At 68.6% G+C, this 21,893-nt stretch carries 18 protein-coding genes; 5 read left to right on the forward strand and 13 right to left on the reverse strand.

Translation table 11 applies throughout. From position 1 onward, the window contains the following. Positions 1-24 precede the first annotated feature (24 nt). Together WMF27_RS32590 and WMF27_RS32595 are read right to left on the reverse strand one after the other, a co-directional pair. Positions 25-993: a hypothetical protein gene (locus WMF27_RS32590; RefSeq protein WP_437764968.1), complete on the reverse strand. Its 969-nt coding sequence runs from the start codon at positions 991-993 to the stop codon at positions 25-27. Between the two features lie 274 nt (positions 994-1,267). Continuing rightward, on the reverse strand, positions 1,268-3,325 hold the full coding sequence (locus WMF27_RS32595) for a leucine-rich repeat domain-containing protein (protein WP_437764967.1): 2,058 nt from the start codon (positions 3,323-3,325) through the stop codon (positions 1,268-1,270). 322 nt (positions 3,326-3,647) lie between these two features. On the opposite strand from WMF27_RS32595, the gene WMF27_RS32600 reads away from it, so the two are divergent. Beyond that, the gene (locus WMF27_RS32600) at positions 3,648-4,376 is read left to right on the forward strand and encodes an enoyl-CoA hydratase/isomerase family protein (RefSeq protein WP_437764966.1); all 729 of its coding nucleotides are present in this window, start codon (positions 3,648-3,650) and stop codon (positions 4,374-4,376) included. 71 nt (positions 4,377-4,447) lie between these two features. Here WMF27_RS32600 and WMF27_RS32605 read toward each other — a convergent pair whose 3' ends face one another. Then, positions 4,448-5,404, reverse strand: coding sequence for a LysR family transcriptional regulator (locus WMF27_RS32605; protein WP_437764965.1), 957 nt, complete (start codon positions 5,402-5,404; stop codon positions 4,448-4,450). A gap of 84 nt (positions 5,405-5,488) precedes the next feature. Here WMF27_RS32605 and WMF27_RS32610 point away from each other — a divergent pair, with 84 nt between their 5' ends. Beyond that, on the forward strand, positions 5,489-6,682 hold the full coding sequence (locus WMF27_RS32610) for an FAD-dependent monooxygenase (RefSeq protein ID WP_437764964.1): 1,194 nt from the start codon (positions 5,489-5,491) through the stop codon (positions 6,680-6,682). A 124-nt stretch (positions 6,683-6,806) separates the two neighbouring features. Here WMF27_RS32610 and WMF27_RS32615 read toward each other — a convergent pair whose 3' ends face one another. Then, on the reverse strand, positions 6,807-7,469 hold the full coding sequence (locus tag WMF27_RS32615; protein WP_437764963.1) for a hypothetical protein: 663 nt from the start codon (positions 7,467-7,469) through the stop codon (positions 6,807-6,809). Between the two features lie 341 nt (positions 7,470-7,810). Between WMF27_RS32615 and WMF27_RS32620 the strand changes: the two genes are divergently transcribed. Further along, positions 7,811-7,999: a hypothetical protein gene (locus tag WMF27_RS32620; RefSeq protein ID WP_437764962.1), complete on the forward strand. Its 189-nt coding sequence runs from the start codon at positions 7,811-7,813 to the stop codon at positions 7,997-7,999. Positions 8,000-8,475: 476 nt separating this feature from the next. Here the strand turns inward: WMF27_RS32620 and WMF27_RS32625 are convergent, their stop codons facing one another. Further along, positions 8,476-10,053, reverse strand: a complete 1,578-nt coding sequence (locus WMF27_RS32625) for a hypothetical protein (protein WP_437764961.1) — start codon at positions 10,051-10,053, stop codon at positions 8,476-8,478. A 202-nt stretch (positions 10,054-10,255) separates the two neighbouring features. Beyond that, positions 10,256-11,017, reverse strand: a complete 762-nt coding sequence (locus WMF27_RS32630) for an ATP-binding protein (RefSeq protein WP_437764960.1) — start codon at positions 11,015-11,017, stop codon at positions 10,256-10,258. Between the two features lie 391 nt (positions 11,018-11,408). Between WMF27_RS32630 and WMF27_RS32635 the strand changes: the two genes are divergently transcribed. Then, positions 11,409-12,611: a poly(ethylene terephthalate) hydrolase family protein gene (locus tag WMF27_RS32635; protein WP_437764959.1), complete on the forward strand. Its 1,203-nt coding sequence runs from the start codon at positions 11,409-11,411 to the stop codon at positions 12,609-12,611. A gap of 25 nt (positions 12,612-12,636) precedes the next feature. Here the strand turns inward: WMF27_RS32635 and WMF27_RS32640 are convergent, their stop codons facing one another. Further along, positions 12,637-12,846: a hypothetical protein gene (locus WMF27_RS32640; protein ID WP_437764958.1), complete on the reverse strand. Its 210-nt coding sequence runs from the start codon at positions 12,844-12,846 to the stop codon at positions 12,637-12,639. A 432-nt stretch (positions 12,847-13,278) separates the two neighbouring features. Next, the gene (locus WMF27_RS32645) at positions 13,279-13,956 is read right to left on the reverse strand and encodes a DNA alkylation repair protein (RefSeq protein ID WP_437764957.1); all 678 of its coding nucleotides are present in this window, start codon (positions 13,954-13,956) and stop codon (positions 13,279-13,281) included. Between the two features lie 632 nt (positions 13,957-14,588). Between WMF27_RS32645 and WMF27_RS32650 the strand changes: the two genes are divergently transcribed. Then, entirely contained in the window at positions 14,589-15,017 is a 429-nt protein-coding gene (locus WMF27_RS32650; protein WP_437764956.1) for a jacalin-like lectin, read from the forward strand. Between the two features lie 500 nt (positions 15,018-15,517). Here the strand turns inward: WMF27_RS32650 and WMF27_RS32655 are convergent, their stop codons facing one another. The 5 genes from WMF27_RS32655 to WMF27_RS32675 form a co-directional block, all read right to left on the reverse strand. Then, complete coding sequence (locus WMF27_RS32655; protein ID WP_437764955.1) at positions 15,518-16,846, reverse strand: ferritin-like domain-containing protein; 1,329 nt, start codon at positions 16,844-16,846, stop codon at positions 15,518-15,520. Positions 16,847-16,991: 145 nt separating this feature from the next. Further along, positions 16,992-18,893, reverse strand: coding sequence for a leucine-rich repeat domain-containing protein (locus WMF27_RS32660; protein ID WP_437764954.1), 1,902 nt, complete (start codon positions 18,891-18,893; stop codon positions 16,992-16,994). A 118-nt stretch (positions 18,894-19,011) separates the two neighbouring features. Then, complete coding sequence (locus WMF27_RS32665; RefSeq protein ID WP_437764953.1) at positions 19,012-20,601, reverse strand: caspase family protein; 1,590 nt, start codon at positions 20,599-20,601, stop codon at positions 19,012-19,014. Continuing rightward, entirely contained in the window at positions 20,598-21,371 is a 774-nt protein-coding gene (locus WMF27_RS32670; RefSeq protein WP_437764952.1) for a DUF4384 domain-containing protein, read from the reverse strand. The genes WMF27_RS32665 and WMF27_RS32670 overlap by 4 nt, the downstream gene beginning before the upstream one ends. Further along, positions 21,368-21,877: an RNA polymerase sigma factor gene (locus WMF27_RS32675; RefSeq protein ID WP_157907086.1), complete on the reverse strand. Its 510-nt coding sequence runs from the start codon at positions 21,875-21,877 to the stop codon at positions 21,368-21,370. The genes WMF27_RS32670 and WMF27_RS32675 overlap by 4 nt, the downstream gene beginning before the upstream one ends. Positions 21,878-21,893: the final 16 nt, after the last annotated feature.

A 21,893-nucleotide genomic window follows, 5' to 3' on the forward strand; every position in this document is an offset into this window, starting at 1 on the left:
GCCGCTTCCTCGCCGGCGACGGCGTTACTTGGCCGCTTCGAAGCTGAGCCCGAAGCGGGCGCGGCGCGGCGCCGTGCCGGCGAGGTGGATGCTCTCCACGATGCGGCTCACGCACTGCTCGCTGTCGGCCCCCGTGTAGCCGGCCATCCTGGCGGCGCCGTCCGGGACGAGCTCGATGTCGAGCTCGGCGGGGCTCTTCGGCGGCTCGCCGTAGCAATACGGCACCCGGCGCGACAGCACCTCCTCGAGCAAAGCGATCTCCTGCTTGCTCAGGGCCTTCGCGCTCTCCGCGTTCGCCTTCGCGATCACCCGCACCTTGGGCTTGCCTCCCAGGCGGAAGACGTCGCACGCGATCCGGCCCTGCTGCGACTTGTCGTTCGCGGCCTGGACCCGCGCCTTCGCGGCATCGGCCTTCTTCTCGCGGTCGGTGTCCGTGTAGACCTTCACGAGCGAACAGCACGCGCTCACCGAGCCGCTCGCGCACGCTCGATCCAGCGCCTTCTCGGCGATCGCCGCGTGGATCTTCGCCGGCTCGAGGTCCATGTGCAGCTCGCCGCGGCCCTCGCAAGCGGCGACGTCTCCCGCATTGCAGCCGCGGTCGAAGCTCTCGTCGACCTCCTTGTCGTGGCCGTCCTGTCCCGAGAGCGCCCGGCCGAGCGCGGCGCAGCTCCTCGCGCTCTTCTGGCACGCGGCGCGGAGCTCCTTCAGATGGGCTTCGCGCTTGTCACACGCGCTCTTCGCGCCGAGCTTGCACGCCTCGCCGAACGCCCGCAGCGCAGACCCGAGCGAGAACCCCGGGAACGCCTTGTCCTCCGCCTTCGCGTGGAGGTCGCCCAGCGCCTCGCACGCCGCCGCCCTGCCCGCCGCGCACTCGGCCTCGCAGGTCTCGATGTCCTGCGCTTCGCTGCACGTCTTCGCCGGAGCAGGGGCCGCGGTCGCCGCGCTCGGCGCGGGTTCGGCGGCCGCCGGGCTCACGACCGGAGCAGGCGCCATCCCGCTCGCACCAGGGGACACCTGCGCGTGCGGGGCGTCTGCGGGCCGAGCTGACGGACCGCAGGCCAGCAGCGAAGCCGCGGCGCAGGACGGGAGGAGAATGGCGGCGAGGCGCGTTTTCACGCGCGTCACCGTACAACCAGTCCGACTTGGCACGGTGAAAAAAACGGGATCGCTGGGCGCCAATGCCGTCGCAGCGCAATGCCGCTGCGAGCGCCCGAGCGTGGCGCTCGCGACGGCGTCGTTCGCGCGCGACGGCGGGCTCCCCGCCGGCTCAGGGCGAGCAGGTCCCGGTGCCGTTGCCCTCCTCGCGCACGCTGCCGGGCACCCAGTCGAGGCGCTCCACGAACGCCTCGACCTCGCAGCTCGGCAAGCTCTCGTTGCCCATGATCTCGATCCAACCACCGATCGTCCGGGCGCCCAGGCCGCGGAGCGTCGCGAGCGAGCGGTTCCCCTCGACGATGAGGCTACCGAGATCGGCCAGGCCCTCGAGTCCGGTCAGCCCGAGCAGCGCGTCGTTGTCCTGGATGACGAGCTGGCTCACGCGGACCAGGCCACGCAGCGCGTCGATGTCCACGAGCGATTCATTGCCTTCGAGCCTCACGACCTCGGTCACGCCGTCGCCCGCGCCGAACGAACCGAGCCCATCGAGGCTGGTGAGCGCGGGGTTACCGACGATCTCGATCCCGTTTCGGACGTTGCGGAGGCCGCTCAGGTGCCGGAGATCCGTGAGCTGGGGATTGTTCGCGATCGAGAGCAGAAAGAGGTCCGAGATCTGATCCATTCCTGTGAGGCTCACGAGCCCGGCGTTCTGGCCCAGGGAGAGCACCGACAGCTCGGTCACGCCGGCGAGGTCGGACAGGTCCGCCAGGGAGCTACAATCGTTGATGAACAGCTCTTGCAGGCGCGTGAGGCCGCCGAGATCGATCCTGGTGAGCTTGGGGTTGGAGGTGAAATAAAGCGACTGCACGTCGCCCCAGTCCGAGGAAAGGTGCGCGAGAGCGTCGGCGATCACCAGCTCGGGGTTCGATTCGATCACCGCGGACACGACACCACGGAGCGAGAACATGCCCGTGAGGGTGACCATCGATGAATTGCCGCTGATGACGAGACCGTCGACGGTCTCGACCCCCCCGAGCCCGATCAGGTCCCGGAGACGCTCGTTCTGCGCGATGGAGATGGATCCCGCATGACGGAGCTGCTCGAGGCCGCTCAGCGAGCCCAGCTGCGGGTTCTCCGCCAGCACGAGGTTCTGGACGGTCGAGAGCCGCGAGACACCGTCCAGCTTGAGGAGCCCGTCGTTGCCGGAGATGGCGAGCTCCTCGAGATCCTCGACGGCCCCGAGGCCGTCGAGGCTGGTCAGCCCGTCGTTGTCGATCACGCTGAGCCGCCCGCGGCGCAGGTTCACCACCCCGCGCAGCGTCGCCAGCCCGTCGTTGCCCTCGATCCAGAGCTCCCCCTCCTCGAAATTCTCGATGCCTGGCAAGAACAGGAGCGCATCGTTGTCGACCAGGCGGAGCGTCCCCCGGCGGAGGCCCTGCAGCCCGTCCAGCGACACGAGGTGGTCATTGCCCTGGATCAGGAGCACCCCTTCCTCGAACCTTCCGAAGCCTGACAAGGAATCGAGTTCATCGTTGTCGATCACGCGCACCTCATGTGCGTTCAACCCGACGCCGGCGACGCTCTCGAGGATCGGGTTCTCACGGATCTCGATGATCCCCTTGACCTGTTGCAGGTTCGGAAGCTCGCCGAGGCGGAGCAGCGACGCGTTCCGCGCCACCTCCAGCCGCGCTCCGACGACGGAAAGGGAGTCGAGGCCATCGAGGCTCGACAACAGCCTGGTGTCGCTGATCATGAGGCGTCCCGAGATGCGCGTCAGGCACGCGAGCGGGGACAGATCGGAGACCTCGCCGCCGATGTTGAGCCTGCCATTGAGGACGGTGACGCCGCGCAGCTTCTCGAGATCCTCCTGGCGATTGACATTCCAGGTGCCGCTCTCCACGCGGGTCGGGTCGCACCCCTGCTCGTCGCCCCCCGCGCCCCAGCCCCCCGCCCCCCATTCCCCCACGCCACCGGCCCCCGCGCCCCCCTCGCCCCCGGCGCCCGGCTCGCCCGGCCCACCTCCCGAGGATTGACCGCCTGAGCTGGCACTCGCGCCGATCGCTGGGTCGCCCGAGCTCGATGACGTGGCGCCGGCACCGCCAGCCCCTGCCGTCGATCCGACCTCGCCTTCCTCCGCCGGCGGTCCCTCGATGTCGAGCGCATCCCGGGCCCCACAGGCCGACGCGAGCGCGAACGCCGCAAACACGCCCACCCACCACGGGTTCCGCATGCCGCGAGGTTGGGCTCACGCCGATCCCGCGTCAAGAACGACGGGGTGCTGGAACCGTGCGGTTACTGCACGGAAATTTTGCAGGAAACGCGGAGCGCGCCGTGCCCGTCTCGTTGCGTCTGGGGCCTATGACAGGTCGGCTCAGGATGGCTGTGGCATGAAAGCGGTTCTTCGGTGCATGGATCATCCGTTGATAGAGCGCCGCGTTTGCAGAAGGGATCGCTTGCGATCTCGCACACGCAGCCTGATCACCGCGGGCCGCGGCCCGGGTGCCAGGGCGGGCGAGCTTGCGCCGCGCTCGTCTCTGCGCGATCGTCTCGCCATGCAATTCGTCGAGGTGCTCACCAGGGACGGCATCGCCGAGGTCACGCTGAGCCGACCGAAGGTCAATGCCATGAACCAGGCGGTGCTCCGCCAGCTGGCCGACGTCTTCCAGCGGCTGGCCGAGGACGACGCCGCGCGCGGCGTGCTCGTCCGGGGCGCCGGCAACTGCCTGTCTGCGGGTCTCGATCTCCGCGAGGTCGCGTCGCTCGATCGAGACGGGCTTGGAAGCTTCCTCGACGACTTCGACGCCGCCTTCGGCGCCGCTTTCTGCTTTCCGAAGCCGTTCGCCGCCGCCGTTCACGGCCATGCGATCGCGGGCGGGCTCCTGCTCGCGATGTGCGCTGACTTCCTCGCCCTCGGCGCCGGCGACTACAAGGTCGGTCTCCCCGAGCTCGCCGTGGGCATCGCCTTCCCGCGCGTCGCCTTCGAGATCGCCCGGACCGCCTCTCCCGCCCGCGCGCTCCGGAGGCTCGTCTTCGGCGCGGAGCTCCATTCCCCCGCGAGCCTCTTCGACATGGGCGTCGGCGACGCGCTCTCCGCCGAGCCGCTCGAGGACGCGCGCCGCTTCCTCGCCACGGCGTGCGGCCGCCCCGCCGCGGCGTTCCGCCTCGCCAAGGCGAGCCTCCGCAGGGACGCGTGGGAGCGGGTCGCGGCGCAGCCGCCCGCGGAGCGGGAGGCCCTGATGGACGCGCTCCTCTCCTCGAAGCAGGCCTTTCTGCCGGCATGAACGCGCAGCGCTCGGCGCAGAAGGGCCGTCGCTCGCGCCCCTGAGCGCGGAGGGGACACCTCGCTTGAGCTTCAGCGCTTCTTGCGTCGCCCTGGGTTCGATGGGCCGGACGCCACGTGGGCCGCGTCGTGTTGTATGGCGAGCCGGACCTCTCGTACGCTCTCGATCAGCGCTCGCACGACGGGCGCGCCTGAATCTTCGGCGCGCCACGTAACGACCTCGCTCAGGTTGATGTGGAGGCCCTCGATGGGGCGCCACACCATCGAGGTTTGTGAAGCCATGTCCGAGATCTTCTTCCCGACGAAGGTGACCGCGTCGCCGATCGCGACCAGCGCCATGAGCGCTTCGAGATCGATCACCTCCGCCGTCACGCGCAAGGTCACGCCCTGGGCGCGCGCCGCCGTGATGAGGTCTGCGTGGAGCCGCGGATAGAGCTGACGTGGCTGGAGGAGCACGCGCTCGCTCTCGAGGTCTCGAAGTCGAATCTTCTTGAGGCGCGCGAGCCGGTGGTCAGGCGAGAGGAGCAGGCCGAGTCGGTCGCGGGTCATCTCCAGGTGGCCGAGGGCGTCGTCGCTGGGCGCGTAGGCGCCGTAGCCAAAGGCGATCGTCCCTTGCCGCAGCGCCGTCCACTGCTCGACGCTGCTCATGGGGACGAGCTGCAGCCCGACGCGGGGCGTTCGCCTTCGGAAGGCCGCGACGAGGGACAAGAGCGCCCCCATGAAGGTCGTCCCCGATTCGAAGCCGATGACCACGGTGCCGAGCCTCCCTTCGGCGACCCCCTTGGCTTCGTCGACGGCCGCATCGACGCTCGCCAAGATACTCCGGGCCCTCTCGGCAAAGGACTTCCCGGCGGCGGTGAGCTTGATGCCACGTCCCTCGGGCTCGAAGAGCTCGACGCCCATCTCCTCCTCGAGGTCCTGCATCTGCCGGCTCAGCGGCGACTGCGAGACGTGGAGCCTCTCGGCGGCCCGCCGGAAGCTCTGCTCCTGGGCGATGATCACGAAGTAGCGCAGGTGTCGGAGTTCCATGGGTTCGACCGTTGCCCTGGAGGTATCATACAAGAACAATCAATGTCTTGGACAGCTCGATGCCAGAAGCGTACGTAAGCTCCCATGAGCACCACGAGTCCAAAGTCCCCCCGCGTGCTGGTGTCCGGCGCCAGCATCTCCGGTCTCACCACCGCCTACTGGCTCGCCCGCTATGGCTTCGAGATCACCGTGGTTGAACGCGCGCCGCATCTGCGGCCGGGCGGTCACGCGCTCGATGTGCGCGGTCCGGCCCTCGAGGTCGCGGAGCGGATGGGCATCCTCCCCACGATCCGCGATCGCAGCACGAAGCTGACGGGCATCGCCATGGTCGACGCGGACGGCAACGAGCTCTTCCGCAGCACCGAGAGCACGTTGACGGGCGGCCGGCTCGACAGCCCTGATGTCGAGATCCTCCGGGACGACCTCTGTCAGGTGCTTCACGAAGCCGTGGGGAGCCGGGTCGAATACGTCTTCGGCGACTCCATCACGTCGCTGACCCAGGACGAGTCGGGCATCGACGTCACGTTCGCCGCCACCGCGCCCCGCCGCTTCGACCTCGTGATTGGCGCCGATGGACTGTATTCGGGGGTCCGGCGCGTTGCCTTCGGCCCCGACGAGCAGTTCCTCCGTGCCGTCGGTGACCTGTACGTCGCCACCTTCGGCATGCCGAACTTCCTCGGCCTCGAGCGCTGGCAGGTGATGTACCGGCAGCCTGACTCCGTGGGCGCGCTGGTCATGGGGTTGCGAAGGGATGTCAACGCGAGGACCTATCTCGGCTTCAACGCCCCGGAGGGGCTCGCCTACGACGTTCGCGACATCGCCGCGCAGAAGCGGATGCTGGCCGAGCGCGTCGCGGGCGCTGGATGGGTGATCCCGCAGATCGTCGAACACATGATGCACGCGACCGACTTCCACTTCTACTCGTTGAACCAGGTCCGCGCGAGCACCTGGTCGCGCGGGCGCATCGTGTTGGTCGGCGATGCTGGCTACGCCGTCTCTCTGGGCACGGGTCAAGCCACCTCGGTCGCGATGATCGGCTCCTACGTCCTGGCGGGTGAGCTCGCCGTCCACAGGGATGATCTGGTGAGTGGCATCGCCTCGTACGAGGACGACCTGCGCGCCTACGTGACTCGCAATCAGGACATCGCGCTGGAGCAGGACGCCAGGCAAGACGGACCGCCGACCGAGGACGCGATCACGGGCGGCCTACCGGATTTCGGAGCGCTGACGCTGCCGTTCGCGCTCAAGCCCTACGAGGGTCTGGTGAGGCGCTCATGAACTCCACGAGTCCCGATTCGAAGAAGCCGGCCGTCTGATGTCGCGATTGAACCTCTCCACGCGCGAGGAAGCAGGTCCCCTACGGACTCCTGTCTAGACGCCGTGATCTTTGACACGGACCTGTTCACCCGGAGTTACCGCCGCTGATGCTTGTGTCAAGCGGCTGTAGGTTGCGACCGCGATCGACGTTGATTTTATGATTGAAATGTTTCATAGTCAAAAGAGGATCTATGCCGTCCATCGTCATCGGCGCGAGCGTCGGATAGTCAACCCTGACATAGAGCACCCTGCACCGCGTCGGCCTTCCGATTGACGGATCTAGCGCGGTACGAAATGCACAAAGCTCGACCAACTGACACGTCGGCAGGTTCAGAAGCGCTTCAGAAGCATGTCGGATCGCCAAGCCGCCGACCAACCTCAGATACTGCTCGCGGAGCTGTTTCTCGCCTTTTTCCTTGTAAGTGACCTTACCGCCGGCGAGGAGCTTCGCTTCGGTCGTCGGTATGACACTCGGCTCTGGAACATCGAGTTCGAGAGAGACGATACTCGATGACCGCACAGCCTCATAGTCCATTCGCGCCTTCATCAGCGCTGCCTGAGCTTGCGCCTCGTCTTGGCGTGAGAGCAGTTCGAGAGCTTCCTGTAATCGGAGATGCACGTCCTGCTCCACCCTCGCCTGGAACGTATTGCGCTGGTTACCGACTTGCCTCGTTGCTATGACCTGTGCCACGACAATGCCGACGACTCCGATGAGGATGATTGCCAGTGGAACTGGCGAGTCGCCCATGGATTCGACGAAATAGCACTAGTCCGGCGGCCAGAACTGCCCACGCGACAACCTGCGTCCGCCGCACGCCAGTGAGCTTCGGCCGGAAGGAGGCCAACTGAGATTCGATCTCCTGACCGGCCTGCCGGTGAAGCTCTCTCGCTTTGGCCTTGCTGCTTGGCGGAGCCGGGGCGACGAAGAGGGCCGGCTCGAATGTTCGACGCTCCAAGAGTTCGGCGTAGAGCCGGTCGCGATCTTCCACTTCGGGCGACTCGTTGGCGATACGCTCGATTTCCTGCTCGCGTTCTTTGTCGTTCCTCACACTCCAAGCGCCAGGCCCTAATCTGCGCATCCTTCGCTTCTTGTTTTTGCAGCAGAGCACGTTCCCTCTCCTCGGTGATACGGAGACGTTCGGCCTCGCGCTCAGCTCGTATCCGGGCTCTCTCCTGTTCACGCTCATGGCGGATTATTTCTCGCTCAATCGTTCGGCCCTTGACCGCTTCGAGACGCCGCTCTCGTCGTCGGCGATCGGCGGCTGCTCGATTGGCTGACTTCTCCATTTCGCGCACGAACGTTCCGAGAATGCTCTTTCGGCGTCCCATCGGGCGTTCTCTCCTCCTCGCTAGATAAGTTCAACGATGCCGTGGTGCAGAAGACAGGCTCGTTGAATCTGCCGCTTCCAGTTTGCAATTCCAGACTGGCTGGAAGATATCGGCCGATGACGTAGGCTCACGCCGTGCGGCGTGGTACTCGGAGGTGCCCTCCTGGCTCTCGCCGCTGCTCCAGCTACCCTGGTGGCCATGCCCCTCTGCGAGGCCAGCGGAGATGTCGTCCCGTGTCAAGAGGAGGCCGCAGGCTGGCCAGTCCCCGCGCCCCGCAGGGTCATGGTTACCCGGCAGCTATCGCTGCCCGCATCCACCCACGCCACCTTGCTCGCTCGCGGGGCTCTCCGCGCCCCACAGCAGGTTGCCGAGACGTTCCCTTCGGGCCGCGTCGCGGAGTCACGGTCCAGCGCTCTCCTTCGAGGCTAATCGGCGACGGATGACCCCGCCGCCCAGGGCGCGAGCGCGAGCTGAACATCGAGGTTGTCGACCTCGCGGAGCGCGTCGCACCGTCCCGGGTGGAGTCCGAGACGCTCGCACGCGGAGAGGAGCGCGAGGTGAACCGCCCAGGTAACCTGCGGCGGCTCGGCGAGCAAGGGGAGGAGCGCGACGACCTCGGCGTGCGCGCCGAGCTTCGCGAGCGCGTCGACGGCGCCGCACCGGACCGGCTCGCGCTCGTCGCTGCGCGCCAGCGCGAGCAGCCGGGGGATGGCTTCCTCCTTGAGCGCATGGGCCACATACGTGTTCAGGGTCTCGAGCGCATGCGTTCCAGTCGTCCCGAGCTCGCCGAGGTGCTCCCAGGCGGGCCCCGCGAGGGCCCGGCTCGCAGGGAGCTGGCCGAGCCAGTACATCGCGCTCTTCCTGACGTGAAAGGCAGGATCGCGGGTGAGCCCGAGGAGGGCCTCCTGCTCGCCCCACGCGCCGAGCAGCGACGCGGATCGCTCGCGGATCCAGGGATCCGGATGCCCCGCCAGGAACGCCGCCGCTGCGCCGCGAGCCGCCGCAACTCCCGCTGCTCGGAAGCGGTCCGCGAACCGATGCTTCCTCTCCGCCCAGCAGCCGTCGAGATCGGCATAGAGCGCGAGGAGCTCGGCCATCTCGAGATCTGCCTCCGATCCGTGATCGCCGCCGGGCGAGGAGATCCGGCCGCGCGCGGCGGGATCGTCCGCCTCCGACGCGTCATCGTCTCCCAGAACGCCGGGGAGATGCCGGACCGGCTCCATCCACGCGAGGAGAAACCGCCGCTCGGCCGGCTCGGCGCGGTCGAGCGCCCACCGGAACCTCCCCTCGCGGATCTCGAAGGCGCAGGCGGCCGCTGCGGCGCGCACCCGCTCGTCAGGGTGCGTGCACAGCGCGGCGACCGCATCAAGGCAGCGCCGGCTCGGGTAATAGTGGAGCGTCTCCAGCGCGGCGACGGCGACGTCGACCGCGGGATCCGCGGCGGCGCGCAGGAGCGGAGCCTCCGCCGCGACGGGCTCGTCCCATACCAGCGCGTCGGCGGCGACCTTGCGGATACCCGCGTCGGGGTGCCCGAGGGCGGCGATCTTCAGCGCCTGGAAGCGCGGCTCCGAGAAGCCGAGCGCGATGGCCTCTATCGCTTCCTTGTGAAGCGGGTGCGCGGGATCCCGGGCGACCGGCTCGACGAGGTCCGCCTCGGCGCGCTCCATGAAGAGCAGCGCGTGACGGCGAAGCACGATGTCGCCCTCCGCCCAGGCGGCCCTGAGCCAGGCGCCGCCCGGCGGATTCCCGGCGCTCCTCAGGATCGCGCCCGCAGCCTCGCGCGCCGCCTCGGGTAGCTCGCGCGCCTCCACGATGCGCAGGAGCCGCGCCGCCGCGCGGGGGTCCTCGACGCGCGCCAGGGTCGTCGCGATCTCGCCCCGCTCGGCCTCGGGGAGCTCGGGCAGCACCAGCCAGCCGAGGAGCCGATCGGTCCACGACCGGTCCTCGGCGCTCTGGATCTCGTCGTGGGGAATGGCCAGGGAGCTCTCGCGGCGATCGTTCACGGTGACGCCCGCGATCCTATCAGCCGGCGAGGCACTCACCGAGCGGCGGAAACGTGCGCCGGTATCGAGCGGGATGAGGCGGGTCGAGCGGCGGATCGGCTCGGCCAGGTGTTGATGATCGCGGCAATCCGCGGGGGTTCGGTGAAGTTCACCGGTGAAACCCGCATCCGACGCCGGTGAAGTTCACCGGTGAAGAGGCGGCTCAGTGCTTCTTGGCGCGGCGCTGCTTGATGCGGGAGGCGCTCAGCTCCTTGGCTTCCTTGAGCCGGTAGCTCTCGGCCTCGATCTCGATCACCTCGGCCCGGTGCACGAGCCGGTCGACGAGCGTGACGACGCAGGCGGCGTGCGGGAAGACCTGGCCCCAGTCGGAGAAGGCCTTGTTCGTGCTGAGCAGGATCGGCTTCTGCGCGTCGTAGCGACGAGTGACGACCTCGAACAGCAGGTCGGCGTAGCGGCCGTCGTAGGAGAGATAGCCGACTTCGTCGATGCAAAGAAGGCCGGGAACCGTGTAGCGGTGCAGCCGGCGCGCGAGCGCGGCCGAGGACTCCTGCGCGGCGAGGTCGGCGAGCATGTCGCTCGCGGTCGAGAAGCGGACCGTGTGACCGCGGATGACGGCCTGGTGGGCGACGTTCTTCAAGATCATGGTCTTGCCGACGCCGTTGGGGCCGACGAGCACGGCGTTGTGGCCGGCGGTGATGAAGCCGGGAGCGAAGAGGTCGTCGACGGCCTCGCGGTCGATTTTCTTGGGCCAGGACCAGTCGAAGTCGGCCATGGGCTTGAAGGCGGCTACGCGGGAGTTTTTGATGCGGCGTTCAAGGCTGCGCTTGTGGCGCTCGCGCTCCTCGATGGCGAGCACCTCGCGAAGCCAGGGCTTGTCGGCGAGCTCCTCCCAGCACGCGAGCAGACCAAACAGGCCGAGGCCGTTCAGGCGGGCCTTCGTCTCGGTGGGCGTTAGATCGGTCATGGCGTCGGGTCCTTCTTCAGGGCGTCGTAGGTGGCGAGCGAATGCGGCGTGACGACGAGGGCGGCGTGCTGGCCGCGCGTGACGGGGCGGCCGTTTGGACGAGCTCAGTAATGTACAGCTATACGGTAGGACGCCTTCCGCTTGGTGCCAGTAGTGTACAGCTATACGGTAGGATGCCTTCCGCTTGGTGCGACGTCGCGGTAATCGCAGGCGTTTCACGAGTGGAAGGCCTGTCTGATCGCATAAGGCCCGTTCTGTCGATAAGCTCGTACAGTCGGACTGCACGAGCCAGGGACGGCTCCGAGAAACTTGACTTTGCGGAACGCGTTTGCTTGTCCTATCCGCCAAAGCGCTTGACGACGCTGAGCGGCTGGGCGAGGACAGAGTCACCATGAGGCGTTGGCTACTGGCTTTGGGCGTGTGCGTTTCCACCGCGGCGTGTGGTAACGGATCGAATGGGGACGCTGCCGCGAGCGGGGGCGCGGTTGGCACGGACAGCGGTGGGACGGGCAGCGGGGGCACGGCCTCCGGTGGTGCGACGGGCTCTGGGGGAACGGCCGAAAGCGGCGGCGCATCCAGCGGCGGCGCATCCAGCGGCGGCGCATCCAGTGGTGGGGCTGGCGGCTCGGCGTCGGGCGGCTCGGGTGGCGCGGGTTCGGGCGGGCAACCGGGCAGCGGCGGCCAAGGAAATGCCGGAAGCGGCGGCTCGACCGGTAGCGGCGGCTCGGTCAGTAGCTGCGTCGGCGACCCGTTCCCCACGGCCGATCCTACCAAGACGGGCCCCTTCTCGGTCACCGCAGACAAGAACGTCGGCCCCCTCGCCGGCGTCGTTCCCGATCCGATCTATGGGGACGAGCAACAGCGCTTCCACGTGTACCGCCCGAGCAATATCGCAACCAGCGGCCACTGCCATCCGATCCTGATCTGGGCCAATGGCTACCGGGACAATCCGGAGCAGAACCCGCCGAAATGCGTCGTCAACGCCGGCAGCAATCAGTGGTGCGGACAATACGGACCGATCGTCAACCATCTCGCGTCCCACGGTTTCGTCGTGGTGGCTTCTCTCAGCACCGCGACCGCAGAAGGCGATCCTCTTCCCACGACCGCGGGCCTCGATTGGATCTTGGAACAAGCCGAGGATGCGAGCAGCCCGTACTATCACGCCCTCGACACCACGAAGATCGGCCAGCTTGGCCATTCCTATGGGGGCATGTCGACTTGCAAGACGGCCTCCGATCCCCGTTTCTCGGCCCTCGGCACGATTTGCGGCACCACTGCCCTCAAGGGAGTGCACACCCCCATGTTGTTCTTCTGCGGGGGGAAGGACTCCACGGTGAAATGCAGCGGGGTCCACGATGTCTTCAAGACGGTCACCGATCAGCCCGCGTTTTTCCTCAACGAGCTCAACGCGGATCACGGTAGCTGGGTCTATCAGGGCGCAAATGGCGTGTCCCTGTCGTCGGCCGCGGCCTGGTTCCGCGCTCATCTGATGGATGACACAGCGAACAGGAACTTCTTCTACGGCGACAACTGCAAGTTCTGCACCGATGGCCGCGTGCAAGCAGAGCAGAACGCCCTGATGAAGGTCCCCTGAGCGACGGGGCCGATCTGGCTAGGCTTCACTGACTCACGAACGTCGTCACGCTCATGGCTTCGAGGGCCATCGGGAGCGTGGCGTCCGTTACGGTGACGGGAGTTCCTTCGGCCCAGTTCTTCGGAGCGGCGGTCACGAAGGGGACCATCGCGCTTGGCGCGGTGCCGCCTGCGAAGGCGAGCGCGGCCCAGATCGGCGTGGGTGCCGGCGGTGAACGGTGAACGCTGCCGATCATGGGGCCGCGGTCTTCACCGATCGGACGCGGGACGCGATGATCACCGACACCAGGAGAGGCCCGTCGTCGTGGCCGGAGGTCGAGGGCTGGTTGCGCTGCGCCCCAGCAGCGTTTACCGGCGGGCGCGCCGGTCAGCCGTGAACGCGGCCGGGACCTGCTCGACGGGAACGGCCGGAGGTCGCATCAGGGGAGCGGCCCCCACAGCGTGCCGCAAACTCGGTGCACCCGATGCCGGCGCGCGATGGTCTGACAGCATATCATGGAATCATCCAGCATGGGAGTGCGCGCTTATCCTTACCCCCCGGCGCAGTCTGCTCTTGTCGCAATTGGATTGTTCTACAGTCCTCTGTCGCGTCGCGCCTCACGGCGGGCCGAGCGCAAACGCACGAGCACGCGAATTTCACCCCATCGGGAGCGGGGTGAGCCGCCCCCTCATTTGCCCCGCGTCTTCGCCGCCTTCTGCCGCCCCACCATCTCCGCAATCCAGACCGGCGCGAACGGCGGCGTGCAGCCAGGCGACGCCGGGTAGTCCTTGAGCACCTCGAGCCGCTCGCCGATGGCCACCGCGCGGGCGCGCAACCCGGGGTTGTGGATGCCGATCTCGGCGAGGCAGTGGTTCATCGACCACTGCTTCGGGCCCGGCGCCGCCTTCATCTCCGCCTCGATCTGGTCGAGCAGCGCGGAGAGATCGAGGCCGGCTGGGCTCTTCACGACGCGATCCGTCGTCAAGCTCCAGCCGGCGCGCCCGACCAGCTCGCTCGCGGAGTCCTTCCAGCGGACACGCAGCTCCTCGACGTGCCGCGACGCCTTGACCACGTTGACGATGAACCAGTCGAGGAGCTTGGGATAGCCGATCTCCCGGACCATCGCGTCCAGCTCGTCCACCGAGAAGGTCTTTGGCTTGAACACGAGCGTCGCCAGGAGGCGGGCGTCGGGCTCCCCGGTGCGCCAGAGCTCGCCGGCCAGGGCGTGGTCCGTCTTCAGCTGCTTCGCGAGCGCGCGGAGCTGGGTGAGGTTCACGCCGTGGGCGTCTCCGGCGCGGGCGTTGACCTCGCGCATCTTCTCGTTGCTCAGCGCGGCGAGCTCCCGCAGGACGTTGGTGAGGTTCATGGCCTCGAGCTAGCCGTATCCGCGGGCGCCGTCCAGCGGCGCGGCGTCGCCCCGACATCCAGAGGACCATCTTGAATATCCACTCAATGTCGCCCTGAATCCAGAGAGAAAGCTCAGAAATCCGGCGAAGCGGTCCGCTCCGAAGCGTGGTCGCGCCGAGGAGGGGTCCTAGAAGCGACAGACGGGTTGAAACCGCCAGAAAAGAGCAGAACCAGCGGCAGAAAAAACCGCCATGACGCCAAGGCCGCCCGCCCTCACCTCATGATGGCGCGTCACGTGAGCGCCGGTGCCACAGACGCGGCATTTTGCCGCTCAGCCTGTCTTGGAACCCACGCGCCCGCTCTGTACCCTCTTTACCCAGCGCTGATGATGGCGCTTGCGCCACGTGCGCGTGATGGTGCCGTCTGCCATGGCGGCCCTCCGGCGCTGAGCTCCACGCGACGGAGGTCGACCCGGGTAGAATGAGGATCACCGAGGGGCTGCATTGAACGGCGCCTGCCGAGGCTGCGGCCCGACATTCCGCCGGGGCATAATGGCACACCTGCTGCAACGTGGGCCTCAGGGGGTGAGCGGCGCAGCAGCGCAGAGCGCGGCAACGGCTCACTGCTCGATCGCCGGAAAGGAGCGTATTCATGAGCAGCGGCTATGTTCGTACTCAGGAGAACGGGGGCAATGGTGGAAAGGCGTTCACTGACAATCTCACCGAGACCTGCCAGCTGGTACAGGTGAAAATCCGGAGCGGGCGCCGGATCGATTCCATACAGGGTGTCTGGACGACCCCTGCGGGCAGTCGGGTGACCGGTGAATCGCATGGAAGGGGCGGCGGCTCCCTGCAGAGCTTCACGCTCGAGCCGGGTGAGTACATCACGAGGATCGACGGGCGGGCCGGCTCTCGCGTCGACCAGCTCAAGTTCAGAACGAGCAAGGGCCGCGTGCACGGCCCTTACGGCGGCTCCGGTGGGACGCCGTTCACCATCTCGAACGTCCAGGTCGGTGGGTTCTTCGGCCGAAGTGGCGAGGAGCTCGACAGCATCGGCTTTTTCACCGACGGCGAGTGCTGAGCTGCGGTCCGGCGCGCCTCGTCCTCGGAGGCGAGGCGAGGCGAGCGCCTGCCGGCCGCGGCCAGATGGCGGCCGCTGCCGGCCGCCCTGCCGGTGATCTCCGGCTTTGACCAGCGTGACGTCCTTGAGAACGATGGCGTAGCTCTGCGTGCCTGCGGGGCCGGCCGTCCAGCTCAACTCGGGAGAGGTGTGGTCCACGGGCGGCATCCCGCTGAAAGGAAAGTCCTTCCCGTCGCAGGTGTACTCGACGGGGAGCGTTTCCCCGTCCTTGAAGGCAGGGCTCGAGAGCGTGAACGCGGCAGGGGTGTTTCCGCCGGCGTCGTCGTCACCCGAGCTGCATCCAGCGCCAAGCAGACCAAGCCCGAAGACCAAACCGGTAATTTCGTTCATTCGCAGCATGCGGAGACTCCTGACGCGGTGCAGCCGGCGATGTCCATGGCCAATGGCGCCGGACTCTCCGGCGAGGGCTCATTTTCGACCGGCTTTTCCGGCAGGATGGCTCACCCGCGGAGATGGGCAGACAGCAGCGTGTGCATGGCCGGCGTGATGACGTCCGCGATCGCGCGGCGCCACGCCGAGGCCAGGGCGGCGCCTTCGAGCCGCCCGTGCGCGGCCAGGGCGCCGGCTCGGGCGGCCTGTGCCGGGGCGGCCGGCGGGGGCGCGGCGAGGGCGGCGTCGAACGCCGCCGCGACCGCCCGGCGCACCGCATCGCCGCCCGCCTGGAGCGCCCAGGCCACGAAGCGCCACGCGAGCTCGGCGTGCCTGGCCTCATCCTCGGCGATCGTGGCAAGGACGCTCCGGACCGCGGCGTCGCTCGCGTGCGCGAGCTGCTCGCTGGCCTGCACGGCGGCGAGCGTCTCGCCGACGCAGCCTTCACGGACGGCGCGCGCCGCCATCTCGGGGAGATCCGAGCTGACCTCGACGAGGCCGCCGAACTCGAACGGCGCGGGCTCGAGCGCCGCGCCCGCGTACGCGCTCGCCAGCCCGAAGCAGAGCGCCGCATGGCGCACCTCGTCGCCGGCGGCCTCGTGCGCGGCGGCGAGCATCGCGGCGGGGGCGCCGACGGCCATCATCTCCAGGGCGAAGCGCGAGAACGAGGCGACGGATGCGTGCTCGAGCAAGGCGTCGCGGAGCCACGCATCGGCCAGCGCGGCGCGCTCTGCCGGCGTCAGCTGCGCGACGTCCGGGCGCGCCGCTGCGCCCCACGCGCCCGCCTCCCGCCGCGCTGCCCGCGCGGTGCGGGCGCGCTCGCCCACGACGAATGGCCGGCCCACGGAGGCGCATTCGGCGGTGTAGTCGTAGCAGCACTGACCCTCTCGAAGGACGCCCTCGCCGATCTCGTAGACTCCGCAGCCGCTGCCTGGGAAACGGTGTTTACTATCGTAAGGGTTGACAGGAGGGCACGGGCTCGCGGGCGCGCCGCCCTGGCCCCCCACGCCGCCAGCTCCCCCTGCACCGCCCTGCCCGCTGACCTCCTCCCGCGAGATGCAGTGGGTGCCTTCGACGGTGTCGTAGTAGACACCACCCGAGCTCGCCGACACGGGGCCACCGTCGATGCCGCCGCCTTGCCCGTCCATCTCACCATGCGATCCCGAGCTCTCGTCGTCCTCTCCACGCGATCCCGAGCTCGCGTCGCCCGAGGGGCGGCCGCCGCTTCCCGCGGTGAGGCCGCCGCCACCTTCGCCCGACACGCGGTCCCGGACGACATCGCCGCTGCACGCGGCGCCTCCAGCCACCATGCCGAGCGTCGCCGAGGTGAGTATCGCGCGGGTCAGCCGGTGAGCGAGCGCGATCCGAAATTGAGCCGAAGAGAAGGATGTCGTTGTCATGGGGCTGCCTGTCAGCAGCAAGCATGCCAGACACGAGATCTTGGGGAATTCAGCGCTTCTGTGCCAGAACAGCCGGCACATCCTGACACAGAGATGGGTGCGCGTCGGTGTCGAGCGTCAACAACGGCGTTGACCTCCCCGCGGCTCAGGGCGAGCAGGTCCCGGTACCGTTGTTCTCCTCGATCGTGCTCTCGGGCAGCCAGTAGAGGCCATCCATGAATGCCTCGACTTCGCAGCTCGGCAAGCTGTCGTTGTGCGCGATCCGCATCCAAGCAGCGATCGTTCGAGCTCCCAGGCCGCGAAGCGTCGCGAGCGACCGGTTCCCCTCGACGAAGAGCCAGGAGAGCTCGGCCAGGTCTTCGAGCCCGGTCAGCGCAGGCAATGCGTCATTGTCCTGGATGGTGAGCTGGCGCACGTGGACCAGGCCACGCAGAGCGTCGATGTCCACGAGCGCATCGTTGTCCTCGAGCGTCACGCTGTCGGTCACGCCGTTGCCCTCGCTGAGCGAACCGAGCCCGTCGAGGGTGGTGAGCGCAGGATTACCGGTGATTCCGATCCCGTATATGTTGCGGAGGCCGCTCAGGGGTCGGAGATCCGTGAGCCGAGGATTGTGGCTGATCGTCAGCTGATCGAGCTGCGAGAGCTGCTCGACTCCCGTGAGGCTCATGAGTCCGGCGTTATCGCTTACGCCGAGAGCCGCCAGCTGGGTGACGCCGGCGAGATCGGACAGATCCGACAGGGAGTCACAGCCGGAGACGGAGAACATTTGCAGGTGCGTTACACCGCCGAGATCGATGCGCGTGAGCTTGGGGTTGCCCGAGAAGTAAAGCGCCGGCATGAGGTCCTCGCCCGAGGGAACATGCGCGAGAGCGCCGGCGCTCACGAGCTCGGGATTCCCACTGACAGTGAGATACTGGATACCGCGGAGCGATAGCATGCCGTCGAGGCTGACCATCGAGGGATTGCCGCTGACCTCGAGAGAGTTGACGGTCTCGAGCGCCGCGAGCCCGGTCAGGTCCACGAGACGCTCGTTCAACCCGATCTCGATGAACCCCGCTTGGACGAGGCCGTCGAGGCCGCGCAGCGAGCTCAGCTGCCGATTCTTCCACAAAAAGAGGTGCTCGACGCTCGTGAGCCGCTCGATACCTTCCAGGCTGGCGAGCCCGTCGCTCTCGGAGATGGCGAGCTCATCGAGCTCCTCGACGGCTCCGAGGCCCTCGAGGCTGGTCAGCGCGTCGCTGTCGATGACGGTGAGGCTCCCTCGGCGGAGGTTCCCCAGCCCGTCCAGCGTCGCGAGCCGGTCGTTGCCCTCGATCCAGAGCTCCCCCTCCTCCATGGTTTCGAGGCCTGACAAGGACTCGAGCGAATCGTTGTCGATCACGCGCAGCTCCCCGACGTTCACCCCGACGCCGGTGAGGCTCTCGAGGAGCGGGTTTTCACGGATGTCGATGGTTCCCGTGACCTGTCGCAGGCTCGAAAGTCCGCTGAGGCTGAGCAGCGATAGGTTCCGCATCACCTCCAGCCGCATCCCGATGGAGGAAAGGGCGTCGAGACCGTCCAGGGTAGACAGCTGAAATGTGTCGTTGATATCGAGGCGGCCCGTGATGGTCGTCAGGCACGCGAGCGGGGACAGATCGGAGACTTCCCCGCCGATGGTGAGCCTGCCATCGAGCACGGAAACACCGCGCAGCTTCTCGAGATCCTCCTGGCGATTGGCATTCACGACGCCGCCGAGTGAACGGCCCGGCTCGCACCCCTGCGCAGCGCCCCCCGCGCCTGCGTCCCCGCCTGCGCCTCCGTCCCCGCCTGCGCCTGCGGCTCCGCCTGCGCCTGCGTCCGGCTCGCTCGGCCCACCTCCCGAGGATTGACCGCCTGAACTGGCGCTCGCGACGACCGCGGGGTCGCCCGAGCTGGATGACGTGGCGCCGGCACCGCCAGTTCCTGCCGTCGATCCGACCTCGCCTCCGCCCGCCGGCGGTTCTTCGACGTCACGCACAATCCGGCCATCACAAGCCGGCGCGAGCGCAATCAGCGCAAGCACGCCCATCCGCCACGGCTTCCCCATCCCACGACGTTGAGCTCACTCCGATCCTGCGTCAAGACCCCGGGGCGACGCTGGAGGTGCGCAATGGCGACGCGGCAATTTTGCAGGATCGCGGCCCGCGTCAAAGGCTCATGCCCACGCCCACGCGGAGCCGCATGGCCACCGCGGGGCCGACCTCGCCCTCGTCGCTGCCCGCGCGTTGCTGCTTGAAGACGTACGTCTGCGCCGCCGCCTCGACGCCGAGGTAGAAGCCCTCCGGCAGATCGATGTTCACCCCTGCATCGACGCCGAACGCCCCTGCCAGGCCATGGCGGTCGGGCGCCCGCCCGGCGGTCTCGAACCGCTGCCTCATCACGGCGAGGCCGACGTCCACGCCGACGCCGAGGCTGATCACGGGCAGATCCCAGGAGCGGGACAGGCGCACGTCCAGGCCGAGCTCATCATCGCTCGCCGTGAGGTGCTCGTTCTGGAAGGCGCTGCGGCACGCGCTGAGCCGGGGCGCGACGCCGAGGTGCTGGAGCTCGATCCCGTACCCGACGAAGCCGCCGTGACAGAGCGAATCCCCCGGGACAAGGGGCGTCCTGAGCTGATAGCCCGCCACCGGCCCGTGCGCGACCTCGCGGACGCCGCCGCCCTTGCGCACGAGCCGCGCGAACATGACGCGGCTCAATCGCTCGTCGCCGACATCCATCGTCTGCCCGGCCCCGGCGTCGACGCTCCCCTCCAGGAGGAAGTCGGGGCCTCGCCCCCGCACGAAGTAACGGCCAGGGCGCAGGCTGACGGTCCGCGTCGCGTCGCTCGCCCCCACCTCGGCCACCACCGCGCCCTCGCTGGAGTCTCGCATCACGAGGTAGGCCCTGCCGGCCGGAAAGCGGAGCACGCCCCGGAGCGACGCATGGACAGGCAGCTCCGTCAGGACGAGCTTGCCCTGGCCGCGGAGGTCGTAACGGAAGGTGGGGTGTTGCGCCCCGGCCCACGTGCGGCTCGTGGCGCGCAAGGTGCTCTCGTACGCATGGCGGTACGCCTCCTCGAGGGAGACGGCGCCGTCTCGGTCCGCGTCGGCCGTCCCGAGCAGCCCCGAGACGAGCGCGTGGGTGAAGAACGACCCTTTGAGCTCATCAGACTCCTGAGCGTCCTCGTTTCCGGAGCTCGACGTGAGCGTCACCATCCCTTGCCCGGCGAGCCGCTGATCGAGCTTGATGACGAAGGGGGGCGCGCTCGTGCCGCCCTTGACCCGCGTCAGCGCCCCGGAGCGGCACGAGTCGACGATCAAGAGCCGCGCCGAGGCCGCCGAGCCGCGGACGAGCTGCTCGAACTCCGTCAGCGAGAGCGGCGTCGGCCCGAGGTGAAGCGCGTTCGCGTCGGCGTGGCCGGAGTAATAGACGAGGTAGAGGACATCGGTGTCCGGGCTCGAGATGGCCGCGCGGACACGGTCGTTCATCGTGATGAGCGTGCGCCGGACCGTCTCCGCGCCCTCGCTCCGCAAGAGCACGAGGTTCGCCGGGGGAAAGCCGCCGAGGTCCTTGAGCACGTCGTACATCTTCGCCGCGTCGTCCTCCGCGTACCGGAGCTCGACCTCGCCCTTCTCTCCGGCGTTGTTGCCGATGAGCACCGCGAAGCGCTCGATGCGCGCCTCGGCCGGGGCCGCCGCGGCGGCGACGGCCAGGCCGCACGCCGCGGCGGCGAGCGCCGCTCTGCGACGGCGGATCACGGCGACGCCGCGACCTTCTCCGCCGTGAGCGCGTCGACGTCGCAGCCCGGCGGGGCGGGCGGCGCGCCGGGGTGAGCCGCGAGCGCGGCCCGGAGCGGCTCGACCGCGATCGCCTCCGAGCAGAACAGCCCGAAGATCCGCTCGGTGCCGAGCGTGTCGTCGAGCACCGTGCTCTGGGGGAGGAGGACCTCCCGGCCCGGCTCGATCCGCGCCGCGACAGGACCGCTCGGGTAATAGACGCTCGCCTGGGAGGCCCCGTCCACGCTCAGGATCACGAGATACCGCGCCTCGGCGCTGGAGTACGTGAACTGGATCGCGTCGCCGGGATGGAGCCTCTCGCCGGCGCCGCCGGGCAGGACGCTCCCGCCGCGCTTGACGTAAAAGCCGATGTGCTCCGCGCCCTTGATGCGCTCTCCGGGGATCTCCGCGTCTCGTCCCTCTGGCGCTGCGTGGAAGCGGAAGAAGAAGAGCGCCGCCGCCGCCGCCGCGAGCGCGCTCGCCGCCGCGGGCGCCAGCCATCGGCGCGGCGGGCGGAGCTTCGCCGCGGCGCGGCGCTCCGAGATGGAGGCGCCGCGGGCGAGCCGCAGCGGCGGCGCCGACGCCGCGAACGAGGCGCGCGCCGCCTCCATCTCGGAGCGCCGCGCCGAGCACCGCGGACAGCCAGCCACGTGCGCGCTCGCCTCCTGCGCCGCGGCCGCGTCGAGCTGGCCCGCCATGAGCTCGTCGAGCTTCAGCTCCGAGAGGCACCCTTCGGGTCGCGCTGGCGTCATGGACTCGAACTCCCTTCTCTCATCCGGTCGGAGAGCGTGGCCTTCAGCCGCTCCAGCAGATTGCCGACGTGCCGGCGGGAGCAGCCCATCACGCGCGCGATCTCCTCGTGGGTCATCTCATCGGAGTAATAGTGGACGGCGACCTGCGCGAGGTCGCCCGGGAGCTGCGCGAGGAGCTCCCGCGTGAGGAGGGCGTTCTCGGCGGACGCCGCCGCGCTCTCTTGCTGCAGGGGTGCAACGTGGGTGTCGAGGAGCCGCAGCCGGTTCTTGTGATCGCGGATGCGGTTCAGGCACGCGTGCGTGGTGGCGCCGTAGAGCCAGCCCACCATCGGGCCCTTGCCGTCGAGCTGCCCGGGCTCGCCGAGCAGGGAGGCGAAGACATCCTGGAGGATCTCCCGCGCCTCCTGCTCGTTCCCGAGGAGCCGCCGCGCCCGGCGCAGCACGAGGTGCCCATGCTGCCGGTAGGCCGCCTCGATCAGCGACACCAGCGCCTCGCGATCCTCCACGTCCGAGCGTGTACCA

This window comes from Sorangium sp. So ce281 (assembly GCF_051527395.1).
GTDB lineage: Bacteria > Myxococcota_A > Polyangia > Polyangiales > Polyangiaceae > Sorangium > Sorangium cellulosum_B.

Excerpts from the sequence above, each read along its gene's own strand:
- WMF27_RS32590 (WP_437764968.1), bottom strand. The coding sequence starts at position 993 with ATGGCGCCTGCTCCGGTCGTGAGCCCGGCGGCCGCCGAACCCGCGCCG.
- WMF27_RS32595 (WP_437764967.1), bottom strand. The coding sequence starts at position 3,325 with ATGCGGAACCCGTGGTGGGTGGGCGTGTTTGCGGCGTTCGCGCTCGCG.
- WMF27_RS32600 (WP_437764966.1), top strand. The coding sequence starts at position 3,648 with ATGCAATTCGTCGAGGTGCTCACCAGGGACGGCATCGCCGAGGTCACG.
- WMF27_RS32605 (WP_437764965.1), bottom strand. The coding sequence starts at position 5,404 with ATGGAACTCCGACACCTGCGCTACTTCGTGATCATCGCCCAGGAGCAG.
- WMF27_RS32610 (WP_437764964.1), top strand. The coding sequence starts at position 5,489 with ATGAGCACCACGAGTCCAAAGTCCCCCCGCGTGCTGGTGTCCGGCGCC.
- WMF27_RS32615 (WP_437764963.1), bottom strand. The coding sequence starts at position 7,469 with ATGGGCGACTCGCCAGTTCCACTGGCAATCATCCTCATCGGAGTCGTC.
- WMF27_RS32630 (WP_437764960.1), bottom strand. The coding sequence starts at position 11,017 with ATGACCGATCTAACGCCCACCGAGACGAAGGCCCGCCTGAACGGCCTC.
- WMF27_RS32635 (WP_437764959.1), top strand. The coding sequence starts at position 11,409 with ATGAGGCGTTGGCTACTGGCTTTGGGCGTGTGCGTTTCCACCGCGGCG.
- WMF27_RS32640 (WP_437764958.1), bottom strand. The coding sequence starts at position 12,846 with ATGATCGGCAGCGTTCACCGTTCACCGCCGGCACCCACGCCGATCTGG.
- WMF27_RS32645 (WP_437764957.1), bottom strand. The coding sequence starts at position 13,956 with ATGAACCTCACCAACGTCCTGCGGGAGCTCGCCGCGCTGAGCAACGAG.
- WMF27_RS32650 (WP_437764956.1), top strand. The coding sequence starts at position 14,589 with ATGAGCAGCGGCTATGTTCGTACTCAGGAGAACGGGGGCAATGGTGGA.
- WMF27_RS32655 (WP_437764955.1), bottom strand. The coding sequence starts at position 16,846 with ATGACAACGACATCCTTCTCTTCGGCTCAATTTCGGATCGCGCTCGCT.
- WMF27_RS32660 (WP_437764954.1), bottom strand. The coding sequence starts at position 18,893 with ATGGGCGTGCTTGCGCTGATTGCGCTCGCGCCGGCTTGTGATGGCCGG.
- WMF27_RS32670 (WP_437764952.1), bottom strand. The coding sequence starts at position 21,371 with ATGACGCCAGCGCGACCCGAAGGGTGCCTCTCGGAGCTGAAGCTCGAC.